The sequence below is a fragment of the Lysobacter fragariae genome, from assembly GCF_054779775.1.
Genome location: NZ_BAAGXP010000011.1, coordinates 93,974 through 108,825 on the forward strand (window position 1 = coordinate 93,974; position 14,852 = coordinate 108,825).

10 protein-coding genes are annotated in these 14,852 nt (G+C 67.8%); 4 read left to right on the forward strand and 6 right to left on the reverse strand.

Annotated features, from left to right (window positions below; genetic code table 11):
• Positions 1 to 58: 58 nt before the first annotated feature.
• The 5 genes from ACYVD7_RS11350 to ACYVD7_RS11370 all read right to left on the reverse strand — a co-directional run bounded on the left by ACYVD7_RS11350 (position 59) and on the right by ACYVD7_RS11370 (position 7,771).
• The gene (locus ACYVD7_RS11350; protein ID WP_460763106.1) at positions 59 to 496 is read right to left on the reverse strand and encodes a hypothetical protein; all 438 of its coding nucleotides are present in this window, start codon (positions 494 to 496) and stop codon (positions 59 to 61) included.
• Positions 497 to 592: 96 nt separating this feature from the next.
• On the reverse strand, positions 593 to 2,305 hold the full coding sequence (gene ggt, locus ACYVD7_RS11355) for a gamma-glutamyltransferase (RefSeq protein ID WP_460763108.1): 1,713 nt from the start codon (positions 2,303 to 2,305) through the stop codon (positions 593 to 595).
• Between the two features lie 189 nt (positions 2,306 to 2,494).
• The gene (locus ACYVD7_RS11360) at positions 2,495 to 5,431 is read right to left on the reverse strand and encodes a hybrid sensor histidine kinase/response regulator (RefSeq protein ID WP_460763111.1); all 2,937 of its coding nucleotides are present in this window, start codon (positions 5,429 to 5,431) and stop codon (positions 2,495 to 2,497) included.
• A 348-nt stretch (positions 5,432 to 5,779) separates the two neighbouring features.
• Positions 5,780 to 6,973 (reverse strand): EAL domain-containing response regulator, encoded by a 1,194-nt coding sequence (locus ACYVD7_RS11365; protein WP_460763114.1) that lies wholly within the window; start codon positions 6,971 to 6,973, stop codon positions 5,780 to 5,782.
• Positions 6,974 to 7,138: 165 nt separating this feature from the next.
• Positions 7,139 to 7,771, reverse strand: coding sequence for a tetratricopeptide repeat protein (locus ACYVD7_RS11370; RefSeq protein WP_460763117.1), 633 nt, complete (start codon positions 7,769 to 7,771; stop codon positions 7,139 to 7,141).
• Between the two features lie 371 nt (positions 7,772 to 8,142).
• On the opposite strand from ACYVD7_RS11370, the gene ACYVD7_RS11375 reads away from it, so the two are divergent.
• A complete protein-coding gene (locus ACYVD7_RS11375) occupies positions 8,143 to 11,856 on the forward strand; it encodes an indolepyruvate ferredoxin oxidoreductase family protein (protein WP_460763120.1) in 3,714 nt (1,237 codons plus the stop codon).
• Between the two features lie 231 nt (positions 11,857 to 12,087).
• Positions 12,088 to 12,852, forward strand: a complete 765-nt coding sequence (locus tag ACYVD7_RS11380; RefSeq protein ID WP_460763123.1) for a 3-hydroxybutyrate dehydrogenase — start codon at positions 12,088 to 12,090, stop codon at positions 12,850 to 12,852.
• Positions 12,853 to 12,938: 86 nt separating this feature from the next.
• Here ACYVD7_RS11380 and ACYVD7_RS11385 read toward each other — a convergent pair whose 3' ends face one another.
• A complete protein-coding gene (locus ACYVD7_RS11385) occupies positions 12,939 to 13,529 on the reverse strand; it encodes a DUF938 domain-containing protein (protein ID WP_460763125.1) in 591 nt (196 codons plus the stop codon).
• A gap of 294 nt (positions 13,530 to 13,823) precedes the next feature.
• Between ACYVD7_RS11385 and ACYVD7_RS11390 the strand changes: the two genes are divergently transcribed.
• Together ACYVD7_RS11390 and ACYVD7_RS11395 are read left to right on the forward strand one after the other, a co-directional pair.
• On the forward strand, positions 13,824 to 14,291 hold the full coding sequence (locus ACYVD7_RS11390; RefSeq protein WP_460763128.1) for a guanyl-specific ribonuclease: 468 nt from the start codon (positions 13,824 to 13,826) through the stop codon (positions 14,289 to 14,291).
• Positions 14,288 to 14,728, forward strand: a complete 441-nt coding sequence (locus ACYVD7_RS11395; RefSeq protein WP_460763130.1) for a barstar family protein — start codon at positions 14,288 to 14,290, stop codon at positions 14,726 to 14,728. Before ACYVD7_RS11390 ends, ACYVD7_RS11395 begins: the two co-directional genes overlap by 4 nt.
• Positions 14,729 to 14,852 lie beyond the last annotated feature (124 nt).

Here is a 14,852-nt window from a genome sequence, read left to right on the forward strand (position 1 = left end):
GGCCCGCGGTCGGGGCGGTGGACGGCGAAGCAGGGTTCCTCTACCGGGCAGCGGCCTGTCAGGGTGACCAGGTCATCTGCAGCGCGGTCATGAACGGTGCCTGCGGCGGCTTGAAGTAGAGCTGTCCCAGCGCCGCGTCGCGCATGCAGGTCGCTACCGTCGTTTCGGTGTCGACCCAGCCGTGCACCACATGGCCGTCGGCGTCGAGCTTGAGCACCAGCCCGAAGGGCGACAGTTCGGCGCGCGCCTTGCCGGCCGCGCACTTGCGGGTGAATTTCCTGGCGAAGTTCGCCTGCGCCTGGGCCAGCGAGGCCATCTGTGCGCCATCGAGCTTCGCCTCGTCGCCGTCGGCCATCTGCTTGGCCTGCGGGTATTCGATGCCGTTGGCAGTCGCCGGCACCAGCACGGCGGTCGCCGCCAGTCCCACCGCCAGCATGGCTGCGAGCCGCCATACACGGCGACGTCCGCCCCCGCCCTGTCCGTTCGTTGCCGTCATGGTCGTGCCTCCGGTTGGATCGGACGACGCAGGTGCGCCGCCACGCTGGTTCGAACGTGGCGCGGCGACCGGTGGGGTCACGCGACGACGCGAAATTCAGTATCCCGCCGCCTGGCCGTCCTTGCGCGACTCGCTGGCGCCGATATAACCGCCGTTCGGATTCACCATGATGGCCTGGTAGCCGCCGTAGGGACCGTCGGCGAACCGCACGCTGTGGCCCTTGCGCATCAGCGCGCGCACGGTCTCGTAGGGGAAACCCGATTCCAGGTCGAGCTCGCCGCCATCACTCATCGCGGTGTTCTGGCCGGCGGGTTCGGTGGACCCGTCGTGCTGGATGCGTGGCGCGTCGCCGGCTTCCTGCAGGTTCATGCCGAAGTCGACCAGGTTCATCACGATCTGCGCGTGGCCCTGCGGCTGCATCGCACCGCCCATCACGCCGAACGACAGCCACGGCTTGCCGTCCTTGGTCACGAACGCGGGAATGATGGTGTGGAACGGGCGCTTGCCGGGCGCGAAGGAATTGGGATGGCCCGGCTTGAGCACGAACTGCTCGCCGCGATCCTGGAAGATGAAACCCAATCCCGGCGGCGCCATGCCGCTGCCCATGCCGCGATAGTTGGACTGGATCAGCGACACCATCATGCCGTCGGCATCGGCGACGGTCATGTAGATGGTGTCGCCTTCGTTGAGTTGCGGGATCACGCCGGGTTCCGCGGATTTCATCGCGCGGTCCATCGCGATCAGCTTGCCGCGTTCGCGGGCGTAGTCCTTGGAGATCAGTTTCGCCACCGGCGTCCTGTAGAAATCCGGATCGGCGTAGGACGCGGCGCGATCGGCGAATGCGAGCTTCTTCGCCTCGGCGAACAGGTGCACGTGCTCGGGGCTGCCGAATCCGTATTTCTTCAGGTCGTAGGGTTCGAGCAGGTTGAGGATCTGCAACGCGGCGATGCCCTGGCCGTTCGGTGGCAGCTCCCACACGTCATAGCCGCGGTAGTTGGTGCTGACCGGATCCACCCACTCGCCGTGGTGCGTGGCGAGGTCCTCATACGACAGAAACCCGCCGTTGGCCTTGAAGTAGGCGTCGATGGCGTGCGCGATCTCGCCCTTGTAGAACGCGTCGCGGCCGCCAGTGGCGATCTTCTCCAGGGTGTTGGCGAGGTTCGGGTTCTTCCACATCTCGCCGGTGCGCGGGCCGCGCCTTTTGCCGGCGCCGTCGTCTACGGTGAATTGTTCGGCGAAGCCGGGCCACTTCGACAGCGTCGGCACGCTGCGACCCCAGTAGTACGCGATCACCTCGTGCACCGGATGGCCGTCGCGCGCGTAGCCGATCGCCGGGGCGAGGTCGTCGCTCATCGGCTTGCGACCGAAGCGGTCATGCAGCGCGAACCACGCATCGACCGCACCCGGCACGGTGACGGGCAGCGGTCCGTGCGATGGCACTTCGGTGAGGCCGCGCTTCCGGAATTCGGCCAGCGTGAGCGACTTGGGCGAACGACCGGAGCCGTTGTAGCCGTAGAGCTTTTTCGATTTCGGATCCCAGACGATCGCGAACAAGTCGCCGCCGACGCCGCTACCGGTCGGTTCCATCAATCCCAGCGCGGCATTCGCGGCGATCGCCGCATCGACCGCGCTGCCGCCCGCCTTCATCACGTCCAGCGCGATCTGCGTGGCCAGCGGGTGCGAGGTCGCCGCCATCGCGTGCGGGGCGTAGACCTCGCTGCGGGTGGCGAATGGCTTGCCGGTGATGCGGTCGGCGCACATGGCGGAGAAAGGTAGCGCGAGTAGCGCGGCGACAACGAGCGTACGCATGTGTCGGAACCCATGTCAGGACTGCCGCATCCTAACGCCGCGACCCAGGCGCGGTGACGCGTGCAATCACGGCCCGCGGGAAAGGCCTGAACCGGCAAATGCGCTGCCCGGGTGACGGGTTCGTCGCGATGCAGCGAGGGAACTCGCCGCTTGGGATGACAGCGAAGAACCAGCCGTTCGTACGCCGGCTCAGGCGGGAAACCGCTCCGCCACGAACAACTTCAGCCGCTCGGCGGCGGTGTCCACGCCGGCGGCGTGCGGCAGGATCGCCGCCCAGTCCGCGCTGTGGCCGGCGGCTTCCAGTTCCTGCGCGGCCTGTGCGAGTTCGCTCGCGCCGACCAGGCGCGCGGCGCCCTTGATCTTGTGCGCCTGGCGGGTGAGTGCGGGGATGTCGCCGCCGTCGCGGGTCTGCGCGAGCACGGCGAGATCCTGCGCGGTGGCATCGAGGAAGTCGCGCAGCAGCGCCGCGGTTTCGCTTTCATCACCGCCGCTGAGTTCATTCAGTGCGGCCATGTCGAGCAGCGTGGGCGTGGCTTCCAGTTGTGGCAGGCCGGCAGGCGCCAGGGCCGCCTGCACGTTCGCCGCTTCGAAGCCACCGGGCGCGCGCGGCGCGTCGTCGCTCGCCAGCGTGTGCGGCAACCAGCGCTGCAGGCACGCAGCCAGCGTCGGCACCGCGACGGGCTTGGCGAGGTAGTCGTCCATGCCGGCGGCGAGGCAACGCTCGGCTTCGCCCTTCAATGCGGATGCGGTGAGCGCGACGATCGGCGTGCGCGACAGGTCGCGCTTTTTTTCTTCATCGCGGATGCGTCCGGCCAGGCCGTAGCCGTCGAGGTGCGGCATGTGGATGTCGGACAGCACCAGCGCGTAGCGGCCGCTGCGCCATTTCTCCAGTCCTTCCAGGCCGTCCTCGGCCGATTCGCTGGCGTAGCCGGCGAGGGCGAGCTGGCGTGCGATCACCATGCGGTTGGTCGGGTGGTCGTCGACCAGCAGGACCAGGCTGCGCTCGCGCAGGGCGTCCTCGACGCTGGGCAGGCGGCGCGGCTTGAATGCCGGCGCGGCGGCGGCGTAGAGCGCGTCGCTGGGCAGTTCCGATTCCAGCGCGCGCGGCACGGTCAGCGCCAGGCGCATCGTCGTGCCGGCATGGGGCACCGATTCCATCGTCACCAGGCCGCCCATCAGTTCGGCCAGGCGCGCGCAGATCGCCAGGCCCAGTCCGGTGCCGCCGTAGCGCCGGGTGGTGTCGCCTTCGGCCTGTGCGAACGGCTGGAACAGGCGCTGCTGCGCTTCGGCGCTGACGCCGATGCCGGTGTCGGTGACGCGGAAGCTGAGCAGGTCGGCGCCGTGCGGATCTTCCGTTCGCGCAGCCGCTTCGCCACGCCATTCCAGGGCGACCTCGACGCCGCCCTTGGCGGTGAACTTGATCGCGTTCGATAGGAAGTTGCTGAGGATCTGGCGCAGGCGCAGCGCGTCGATGCCGTGGGCCGGGCCGATGCGCGGGTCGATGTCGCAGGTCAGGGTCAGGCCCTTGCTCGAGGCGGAGCCGGTGTAGTTGGCAACCGTGCTGCGCAGGACCGTCGCCAGGTTGACGACGCTGGGCGATATCTCCAGCCGCCCGGCTTCGATCTTCGAGAAGTCGAGGATGTCGCCGATGATCTGCAGCAGCGACTGCGATGACTGCTGGATGACGTTGAGCGCGTGGCGCTGGTCGTTGTCGAGTTTCGAGTGACTGAGGATCTCGATCATGCCGGTCACGCCGATCATCGGCGTACGGATCTCGTGGCTCATCGCGGCCAGGAACGAGGACTTGGCGTGGTTGGCCTGCTCGGCGCGCGCCTGGCTGGCACGCAGGTCGGCTTCCAGCTGCTTGATCCGGGTGAGGTCGACGGCGACGCCGAGCAGGCCGTTGCCGCCGTGGCGTTCGTCCGGGATCAACGCGAGCGCGAGCAACGTGTGCACCACGTGGCCGTCGCGATGCAGCATCACGGTCTCGGCCGGCGGCATGCCGAGTTCGGCCGCTTTCATCAGCGCGCGCCAGTCCGGCGGCACCGGCGTGCTGGTGCGATCGCCCAGCATTTCGGCGAGGCGGCGATAGCTGTCGGCCGGCACCAGCGCCGGGGCGAAATCGCCGACGGTGTCCATCTTCGGCGCGTCCTTGCCGATGAAGTCCTCGGCACGGAAACCGAACAGCCGTTCCGCGCCCGGGTTGAAGAGGAAGTAGCGACCCTCGCTGTCGATCGCGGCGATCGCGGTGGGCGCGGCCTCGATCAGCGAACGCTGCAATGCTTCGCGCCGGACCAGTTCGCCGCGGATGCGTTCGTTGCGGCCGAGCTGTTCGGTGAGCTCGGTCTCGAAGCCGAGCACGTCCTCGCGCATTTCCAGCAGCGCATCCATCACCGTGCGCAGCTCGCCCGCCTGCGGCATGTGCCGCGGCTGCGCGGTGTAGTCGTGCTTGCGCATCCGCCTGGCGATGAAGGTCAGGCTCTCGATGCCGCGGTAGGCGTTGCGTAGCACGCGACGGCCCACCAGCGCGACCACGAACAGCGCCGCGAACGACAGCCCGGTGCGCAACGCACTGACCTGGCGGTTGCTGCGCAGGTTGTCGCGCACCACGGCGTCGGCCTTGGCGGTGGCCAGGTCGGACAGCAGCTTCAGGCGTTCGGTGACCGGGTCGATGGAGGGGAACAGCCGGGTGTCGGCGAAATGCCCGAGTGCGCGGATGTCGTGGCGGACCAGGGTCGTGCGCAGCTCGGCCATCGCGGCGTCCGCGGCGACGCGTTCGCGCGCGGCAGCCTGGAAATGCACCTGCTCCTGCGGCGTGCGCGGCAGGTGTTCCAGCGCCTTCCAGCTGGTGTCGATGCGCTGGCGTGCGGCGTCGAGCGACGCGATGCCCTCGTCCCAGCCGATCAGGTAGTTGCGGGTGCGGAAGGTGGCGCCGCTGACCTCGAGCCCGTAGGCGTCCGACACGGTCTTGAACTCGCGCAGGCTGAGCAGCGACTGTCCGCGCAGTTCCAGCAGTGATTCGCGCGCGCGGTACTGCGCGACTTCATCGAGCACCAGCACGGTGGCGCCGGTGAACAGGAACAGGCCGAACAGGGCCCAGAGCTGATGGCGGATGCCGAATTTCATGCCGCGGTGTGGCGCACCTTTGGTTGCTTGGACGTGTCCGGATTTTCCTGGCTGTCATCCCGGGCGCAGCGAGGGATCTGTTTGTCGAAAACTCCCGCACCGCGGTGAATCACCTTCCTGGATCTTCTTGAAGCGCAGTGGCTTGTGCTGCCTCGGCCCGTGCCTGCAAGAAAAAGCAGATCCCTCGCTGCGCTCGGGATGACAACTTCCTTGTGCGTTCGGGACGGCGGCTTCCCGCTGCCTCCGAATCCCACTTCGGCCCCATTTCGAATCCCGCTTCGAAGAAGCGCGACAACGGCAGGTGGATCGTCGCGCCACGAATCGCTCCGCCTGCCCCCGCATCGCCACCTACACCGGCCGGCGCCAGCGCCCGATCGCTTCGGCCAGCTCCTCGCCGGGCACCGGTTCGGCGATCAGGTTGCCCTGCGCCATGCCGCAGCCGAGGTCGGCGAGCATCTGCCACTGTTCGACGGTCTCCACGCCTTCGGCGACGACGTCCAGGTTGAGCTTGCGCGCCAGGTCCAGGCTGGCTTCGATCACCGCGCGCTTGCGCGGCTGGGTGCTGGCGCCGGAGACGAAGCCCTGGTCGATCTTCAATTCGGTGAAGGGAATCTGCGAGAGCTGCGACAGCGACGAATAACCGGTGCCGAAGTCATCGATCGACAGGCCGAAGCCCTTGAGCCGCAGCCGTGCCAACACGCCCAGGCCGCGCGCGGCGTCGGCCATCACCGAGCTCTCGGTGATCTCCAGGACGATTTCGGCCGGATCCACACCCTGTTTCTGCACGATTTGCTGGTAGCGGTCGGCGGCGGATTCGTCGGACAACACCTGCGGCGACACGTTGATCGACATGTTCAGGCGCAGGCCGCGCTGGTCCCAGTAGTGCTTCCAGCGGCAGGCCTGGACGAGCATGTGGTCGGTGAGTTCACTCACCAGGCCTTCGCGTTCGATCAGCGGGATGAAGTTGGCCGGCCGGATGATGCGGCCGTCCTTGCGGCGCCAGCGGGCGAGCGCTTCGGCGGCGACCGGGCGGCCGTTGCCCAGTTCCACCTGCGGCTGGAACCACGGGCCGATCTCGCCGGCGTTCATCGCGGCGCGCACGGCGTCGACGCTGACCTCGACCACTTCGACTTCGTCGTAGGCGTGCAGCGTGTCGTCGAAGCCGTTGAGCACGGCCGAGAGCTTCTCGCGGGTCAGCGGTTTCTCGACGCTGCCAAGCACGCGCAGCCCGTAGGCGCGGGCCATCGTCTGCACGGTGTTGAGCAGGGCAGGATCCAGCGCGCTGGCCACCACCACGGCGCGGGCCAGGCGATCCTTGGCGACATGGCCGATGAACTCGATCCCGTCCATGCCCGGCATGTCGAGGTCGACGATCAATACGTCCGGTGGGGCGCGGCCGTTGCCCAGCAGGCTCAGTGCGGCGTGGCCGTCGGCGGCCTCGCTCAGTTCGCCGATGCCCAGGTCGGTCAGCAGGCGCAGCGCCATGCGGCGCTGGAAGCCGTGGTCCTCGACCACCATCACGCTCAGTTCCGACATGGACATCCCGTCCCCCTTCAGGCTGATGTCGTGCGTCGCTATCCCGGTACAGACGCTCCGGTCCTGCCTGCACTCTAGCCGTGCGCGGCGACGAAAGGGAGTCCCGACCGGCGGGGCATCGCCGTCAGCGCGCGACGCGCCCGTTCATCCGTCGCGTCCGGGTCATATCGCTCATGGCCAGGGCGGTGGATTGGCCGCCCATGCCTCCAGCACTTCGCCCAGCTTCGCGCGCTCGCTGTCGCTCCAGTCCGGAAGCAGGTCGGCGTAGCGCGCGCTGGTCCGCCACAGGTTCGGTTCGGTGCGCACGGCGGCGGCATACCACTGCACGGCTTCGTCCTTGCGGCCGAGCGTCCACAGCGTCAGGGCGAAGGTCGGCGGCATCCAGGAGCCGTTGACGCCGCGCGAAGCCTGCAGCGTGCCCCATTGCTGCAATGCACCTGCGGCGTCGCCGGCGCGGTAGAGGTCCCAGGCATAGTTCCAGGTCCCGGGCCGCCAGACCGAGCTGCTCTTGTCCAGGCGCGACAGCGCGCGCTGGTAGAGCGTCCGGCCGGCTTCGACCTGGCCGCCCTGCATCGCCAGGTGCGCCAGCTGCAGTTGCTCGGCGCGGGCATGCGGGTCGCGCTCGATTTTCTTCATCAGCTTCTGCATGGCGGCGTCGCCGGTTTCGCTCATGACTACCAGTGGCTTGAGCGCACTGGCGTCGGCGTCGAAGTAAAACTCGCCCGGCTTGGCCAACGATTGCGCGTTCGCCGTGCCCGCCACCGCCAGCATGGCCACCAACAACAGATTGCGTACGACGAACATGATGTCCCCTGTGTGTGTGGGCCGCGCCAAGGCTGGCGGGCTCATCGCGGATCGGGCCGGCGGCCGCATCAGGCACTCGCCAGCGCGCGCCCGTGGGCGCTTCCATCCGTGCTGCCGTCCGACGTGCATCCCCTGCGAACGCGTGGTGAAGCCTGCTATTCGCCGGCGTATGGCGATAGTGCCGCAAGTTGGCCTACTGCGAGCCAGGTCTCACCCGGCTTGACCCAATCTGGCCGGATTCAGCAAATCGCCGCGACTGCTACAATTCCGCTGATTTTCAGGGCGTTTTTGGTTGCGGTTGCAACCAATCCCTCACTGCCCCTCCCCCGCAGCCACCCCGCGGCCCATCCGGCCGCGCCCGGAGCCTTCGCATGACCAGCACCGCCGAACTCAGCTCGCCGTCCTCGGCGAACACGTCGCTCACCAATTCCGTGGTCGACCCCGACTACACGCTGGACCACAAGTACAGCCGGGTCGAAGGCCGCATCTACCTGAGCGGCGTCCAGGCGCTGGTGCGCCTGCCGCTGATGCAGCGCCTGCGCGACCAGGCTGCCGGCCTCAACACCGGCGGCTTCATCTCCGGCTACCGCGGCTCGCCGCTGGGCGGGTTCGACCTGGAACTGTGGCGGGCGAAGAAGCACCTGGAAGCTGCGGGCGTGAAGTTCACCCCGGGCCTCAACGAAGACCTCGGCGCGACCATGGTCTGGGGCACGCAGCAGACCAACCTGTTCCCGGGCGCGAAGGTCGATGGCGTCTATGGCATGTGGTACGGCAAGGGCCCCGGCGTGGATCGCTGCGGCGACGTGTTCAAGCACGCCAACGCCGCGGGCACCGGTCGCTTGGGCGGCGTGCTGGCGCTGGCGGCCGACGACCACAACTGCCGTTCGTCGACGCTGCCGCACGGCTCGGAACACGAATTCGTCAGCGCGATGATGCCGGTGCTCAACCCGGCCGGCGTGCAGGACATCCTCGACATGGGCCTGGTCGGCTGGGCGATGTCGCGCTTCACCGGTCGCTGGGTCGGCTTCAAGACGATTGCGGAAACGGTGGAGTCGTCGGCCTCGGTCGACGTGAACCCGCTCGCGCTCGACATCGTCATCCCGACCGATTTCGAGATGCCCGACGGCGGCCTCAACATCCGCTGGCCGGATCCGCCGCTGAACCAGGAAATGCGCCTGCACCAGTACGCCGTGAAGGCGGCGCAGGCGTTCGCGCGTGCCAACAGGATCGACCGTCTGGTGATCGATTCGCCGAACGCGCGCCTGGGCATCATCACCACCGGCAAGTCCTACCTCGACGTGCTGCAGGCGCTGGAATACCTGGGCCTCGACGCGCGCGCCTGCGCCGACCTGGGCATCCGCGTGTACAAGGTCGGCATGACCTGGCCGCTGGAGCCGGTCGGCCTGCGCAACTTCGCACGCGGCCTGCAGGACATCCTGGTGGTCGAAGAGAAGCACGCCTTCATCGAAAGCCAGATGAAGGAGTCGATGTACAACTGGGACGGCGGCGGCCGCCCGTCGATCGTCGGCAAGTACGACGAGAGCGGCGAGTGGATCCTGCCCTCCACCGGCGAACTCACCCCGGCGCGCATCGCCGGCGTCATCGCCAAGCGCATCCAGCGCTTCCACAACTCCGAGCACATCGAGAACGTGCTCAAGTGGATGGCGGAGAAGGAATCCGAACTCGCCCTGCCGCGCGCGCAGTTCCCGCGCGTGCCGCATTACTGCTCGGGCTGCCCGCACAACACCTCGACCGTGGTGCCGGAAGGTTCGCGCGCGCTCGGTGGCATCGGCTGCCACTACATGGTCACCTGGATGGATCGCAACACCGACACCTTCACCCACATGGGCGGCGAAGGCGTGACGTGGGCGGGGCAGTCGGCATTTACCGAAACGCCGCACGTGTTCCAGAACCTCGGCGATGGCACGTATTTCCATTCGGGCTCGCTGGCGATCCGCCAGTCGGTCGCGGCCGGCGTCAACATCACCTACAAGATCCTCTACAACGACGCGGTCGCGATGACCGGCGGCCAGCCGGTGGACGGCACGCTGTCGGTGCCGCAGATCGCGCACCAGGTGCGCAGCGAAGGCGTGCAGACCATCGTGCTGGTGTCCGACGACATCGCCAAATGGAACAAGCGCGAGATCTTCCCGGGCGACATGGAGTTCTTCGACCGCAAGGACCTCGACGCGGTGCAGAAGCGCCTGCGCGAAGTGAAGGGCGTCTCGGTCATGATCTACGACCAGGTGTGCGCCACCGAAAAGCGCCGCCGTCGCAAGCGCGGCAAGATGGTCGATCCGCAGAAGCGCGTGATGGTCAACTCGCTGGTGTGCGAAGGCTGCGGCGACTGCGGCAAGAAGTCGTTCTGCGTGTCGGTGCTGCCGAAGGAAACCGAATTCGGCCGCAAGCGCGAGATCGACCAGTCCAACTGCAACAAGGACTACAGCTGCGTCAACGGCTTCTGCCCGAGCTTCGTGACGGTGGAAGGTGGCTCGCTGCGCAAGAAGAAGGGCTCGTCCGCGAAGGATCGTCTGAACGACCTGCCGATGCCGACCCTGCCCGCGCTCGACCAGCCCTGGAACATCCTGCTCACCGGCGTCGGCGGCACCGGCGTGGTCACCATCGGTGCACTGCTCGGCATGGCCGGCCACCTGGAAGGCAAGGGCTCGACCGTGCTCGACCAGACCGGCCTGGCGCAGAAGGGCGGCGCCGTCACCACGCACATCCGTATCGCCAACACGCCGGCCGACATCCATGCCGTGCGCATCGCCGCGGGCGAAGCCGACCTGGTGCTCGGTTGCGACATGGTGGTGGTGAACGACTACTGGGTGCTGTCGAAGGTCCGCAGCGGCCGCACCAGCGTCGTGCTCAACAGCTACGAAGCGATGCCGGGCACCTTCACCACCCGTCCGGACATGCAGTTCCCGGCGACCGACATCGTGTCGGCGATCAGCAAGGCGCTCGGCGATCGCGAACAGGCGGCCGACAAGCTCCACGTCGTCGACGCCACCCAGCTCGCCACCGGGCTGATGGGCGATGCGATCGCGACCAACCTGTTCATCCTCGGCTACGCCTGGCAGCAGGCGCTGGTGCCGATCGCGTTCGACTCGCTGATGCGCGCGATCGAACTCAACGGCGCCGCGGTCGAAATGAACAAGACCGCGTTTGCCTGGGGCCGCCTGGCCGCGATCGATCCGACCGCCGTGGCCGAGGCCGCCGGCCTGATCCGCAACGCCCAGACCGCTGCCGAAGCCACGCCGCGCGAGCTGCCGATGCTCAAGGCCGGCGCATGGGAAGGTACCGAGTGGGGTGCGAACGCCGCGCCACTGAAGACCCGCGACGGCGACGAGCTGCGCCACGTGCCGTCGCATGCCGGCGAAGGCGACGACAACGTCGCGTTCCTGCCGCTGGACGACGCACGCCTGTCGCGTTCGCTGGATGAGCTGATCACCCGTCGCGTCGCCTTCCTCACCGACTACCAGGACGCCGCCTACGCGAAGCGTTACAGCGACTTCGTCGGCAAGGTGCGCGAGGCCGAGGAAAAGAAGGCCGCCGGCAGCACCGACCTCACCGAAGCCGTCGCCCGCTACGCGTTCAAGCTGATGGCCTACAAGGACGAGTACGAAGTCGCGCGCCTGTACACCAGCGGCGATTTCCAGAAGAAGCTGCAGCAGCAGTTCGACGGCGACTACAAGCTCAAGTTCCACCTCGCACCGCCGCTGCTGGCGAAGAAGGACGCGAACGGCCGCCTGATCAAGCAGGAATTCGGCCCGTGGGTGTTCACCGCGTTCAAGTGGCTGGCCAAGGCCCGCCGCCTCCGCGGCACCGCGCTCGACATCTTCGGCAAGACCGAGGAGCGCAAGATGGAGCGTCAGCTGATCGTCGATTACTTCAAGACGATCGACGGCCTGCTGGGCACGCTGGATCGCGGCAATGTCGACCTGGCTACCGAGATCGCCAGCGTTCCGGAGCACATCCGCGGCTACGGCCACGTCAAGGAAGACCACCTGCACAAAGCCAAGGCGCGCGAGGCGGAGCTGCTCAAGGATTGGGGCAACCCGCTGCGGATCGTCAAGGTCGCCTGATCGCAGGCATGGCCGATGAAAAACCCCGCCTCGGCGGGGTTTTTCTTGTGCGCCGTCATTTCCGTGGGATGACGGGCAAAAGCATCTGTCCATGGTTGACCGGCTTCGTCCTTGTGGGCGCTTTCCGCCTTCGCGGAAACGACGAGCACAAGCATCATGCGCGCGACCCGGGATCGTTCTAGGCTTACGCGGCTCGACGGCCGCACCCACCGGCCTTCCACAGGACCTGCCATGACCTCACGCTGCATCCTCATCACCGGCGCCGGCAGCGGCATCGGTGCCGGCATCGCCACCGAACTCGCGCGCGCCGGCCACCACCTCGTCGTCACCGACGTGAACCTCGATGCGGCGCAGGCCGTCGCCCAGTCGCTGCGCGACGCAGGCGGCAGCGCGCAGGCGCTCGCGCTCGACGTCACCTCCGACGCCAGCATTGCCGCGGCGCTGGCCGCGGTGTCCCGCCCGGTCGACGTGCTGGTCAACAACGCCGGCCTGCAGCACGTCGCGCCACTGGAGGAGTTCCCGATGGAGAAATGGGAGTTCCTGGTGCAGGTGATGCTGGTTGGCGTCGCCCGCCTCACCCGCGCGGTGCTGCCTGGCATGCGCGAACGCGGCTTTGGTCGCGTGGTCAACATCGGTTCGATCCACTCTTTGGTGGCCAGCCCGTTCAAGAGCGCCTACGTTGCCGCCAAGCACGGCCTGGTCGGCTTCTCCAAGGTGATCGCACTGGAGACGGCGAACACCGACATCACCGTCAACACGATCTGCCCGACCTACGTGAAGACCCCGCTGGTCGACAAGCAGATCGCCGACCAGGCGCGCACGCGCGGCATCCCGGAATCGCAGGTGGTGAGCGAAGTGATGCTCAAGCCGATGCCGAAGGGCGTGTTCATCACCTTCGAGGAACTGGCGGGCATCACCGCGTTCCTGATGTCAGCGCATGCGCGCAACATCACCGGCCACACCGTCGAGGTCGACGGCGGCTGGACGGTGCAGTGAGGAACGGCCCGGCTACAAACGGCGCGGCTGCAGCGGCGCCGGCTGCTCCGCCTACTGGGCTGAACTGACCGGGTTGTCGCCGCACACTAGCGGCGCCACACCAGCGTGCGGTTATTCGCCGGCATCGCAAGATCGGCGGCCAGGTGCAGGCCGATCGCGCGTGCCAGCGCGTCCACTGCTTCGAAGTCACGGATCGCCGAGCGTGGGTCGCGTGCCTTCAGCCATGCGTCGAAATCGCGATTGCTGTCGCTGGTGTAGGCACCGCCGTAGTTGAACGGGCCGTAGACCGTGAGCGTCGCGTCCGCCGCCAGCACCGTGTCGAGCGCGGCGAAGGTGGCTTCCACCTCCGGCCAGCCCATGATGTGCAGGGTGTTGGCGGTGAATACCGCGTCGAAGCGGCGCGCGGGCCACGCCGCGCGAACGTCCAGCGCGATGGGTGCGGGCGTGTTCGGCAGCGCGGCCTCATCCAACCAGGCCGTGATCCCCGGCAGGTTTCCGGCGACGTCCGAGCATTGCCAATCCAACCAGGGCATCGCCGCGGCGAAATACACCGCGTGCTGGCCGGTACCGCTGCCGATCTCGAGCACCTGCCTGCGCCCGGCCAAGTGCTCGCGCAGCACCGCGAGGATCGGATCGCGGTTGCGGTCGCAGGAGGGAGAATGCGGTTTGTCGATCATCGGCGCGGTCGCTCCTGTCGGCGGTGCTCGCAAGTCGTTGAGAGGCTTCGTGCTGATGCGAACAAAGCTCCGCGCGGTTGCGTTGCGGCGCCAGGATCGGCGTCGACGCGCGCGCGGGCCCGTCGCCACATTGCCCCGACGAGTGACGCGGAGCGTCCAACTGCGCTGCCTCGAAGGTCGGCGTAGCCTGTCCCTGCCTGCATCGCCGGTCGCGCGAAACACCCGGATTCTAGGGGGCATCCGCGGGCAGGAACGCATTCCAACCCATGGCACTGTCCTTGCATAAAGATTCACATGCGACGCCTCCCTTGGATCCTGGTAGCCCTGTTCGTGCTCGGCCTCTGGCTGTGGGCACAGCCGCGCACGCCTTCGACCGCCGTGCCTGGCCCGGTGCCCACGGCCTCACTGCCGACCGCGTCGTCGACGACGACGGCCCCGGTCGCCTTGCCGCCCGCCAGCGACGACCGCGTCGCGCAACGCCCCGACTTCCTTCCGCCCGAAGCGCACGCGATGTTGCGGCGGATCGCCGCCGGCGGGCCGTTCGAGCATCGTCAGGACGGCAGCGTGTTCGGCAATCGCGAACGTCGCCTGCCGGCGCAGCCCCGCGGCTACTACCACGAGTACACGGTAGAGACACCCGGCTCGCGCGACCGCGGCGCGCGCCGCATCATCACCGGCGGCGAACCTCCGCTCGAGTACTGGTACACCGACGACCACTACCGAAGCTTCCGCCGCTTCGAGCTGCAAGGGAACGCACCATGAGCCAATCCGTCGACGCGCGCGCGCTGCTCGCCGATGCCACGCAGGCCGGCGCCTATTTCGTCGAACTGCACGACACCGACGCCATGGCGGAAGCCGCCAGCGGGCTGGATTTCAAGGTGCTGCGTGTCGCGCTGGCGGGCGTCAACGGCAAGGACGACGTGCTGCAGGCGATTGCGCAGGCGCTGGAGTTCCCGGAATGGTTCGGCGGCAACTTCGACGCGCTGGCCGACTGTCTGGGCGACCTGTCGTGGCTGCCGGGCGCCGGTTACCTGGTGCTGTTCGACGGCGTGGACGGCTGGCGCGACGCGGACGACGAGAATTTCGCCACGCTGCTGGACGTCCTCAACGAAGCCGCGGTGAGCTGGAGCGAGCGCGACGTCCCGTTCTGGTCGCTGTTGCCGCTGCCGGCGGAACAGCTGGGCGCGCTGGGGCCCTGAGTCGTCGCCGCTGGCGTTCGCGCCGTCGTGAGGACACGCGCAGGCAATCGCACTCGGCACTTGCCGTTCTCGCCTAGGCGTCTCTCGTCATACCCCGACCATCCTGCTGACCCTTGAGTTGTCG

Excerpts from the sequence above, each read along its gene's own strand:
- ACYVD7_RS11360 (WP_460763111.1), bottom strand. The coding sequence starts at position 5,431 with ATGAAATTCGGCATCCGCCATCAGCTCTGGGCCCTGTTCGGCCTGTTC.
- ACYVD7_RS11380 (WP_460763123.1), top strand. The coding sequence starts at position 12,088 with ATGACCTCACGCTGCATCCTCATCACCGGCGCCGGCAGCGGCATCGGT.
- ACYVD7_RS11395 (WP_460763130.1), top strand. The coding sequence starts at position 14,288 with ATGAGCCAATCCGTCGACGCGCGCGCGCTGCTCGCCGATGCCACGCAG.
- ACYVD7_RS11370 (WP_460763117.1), bottom strand. The coding sequence starts at position 7,771 with ATGTTCGTCGTACGCAATCTGTTGTTGGTGGCCATGCTGGCGGTGGCG.
- ACYVD7_RS11385 (WP_460763125.1), bottom strand. The coding sequence starts at position 13,529 with ATGATCGACAAACCGCATTCTCCCTCCTGCGACCGCAACCGCGATCCG.
- ACYVD7_RS11375 (WP_460763120.1), top strand. The coding sequence starts at position 8,143 with ATGACCAGCACCGCCGAACTCAGCTCGCCGTCCTCGGCGAACACGTCG.
- ACYVD7_RS11390 (WP_460763128.1), top strand. The coding sequence starts at position 13,824 with ATGCGACGCCTCCCTTGGATCCTGGTAGCCCTGTTCGTGCTCGGCCTC.
- ACYVD7_RS11350 (WP_460763106.1), bottom strand. The coding sequence starts at position 496 with ATGACGGCAACGAACGGACAGGGCGGGGGCGGACGTCGCCGTGTATGG.
- ggt (WP_460763108.1), bottom strand. The coding sequence starts at position 2,305 with ATGCGTACGCTCGTTGTCGCCGCGCTACTCGCGCTACCTTTCTCCGCC.
- ACYVD7_RS11365 (WP_460763114.1), bottom strand. The coding sequence starts at position 6,973 with ATGTCCATGTCGGAACTGAGCGTGATGGTGGTCGAGGACCACGGCTTC.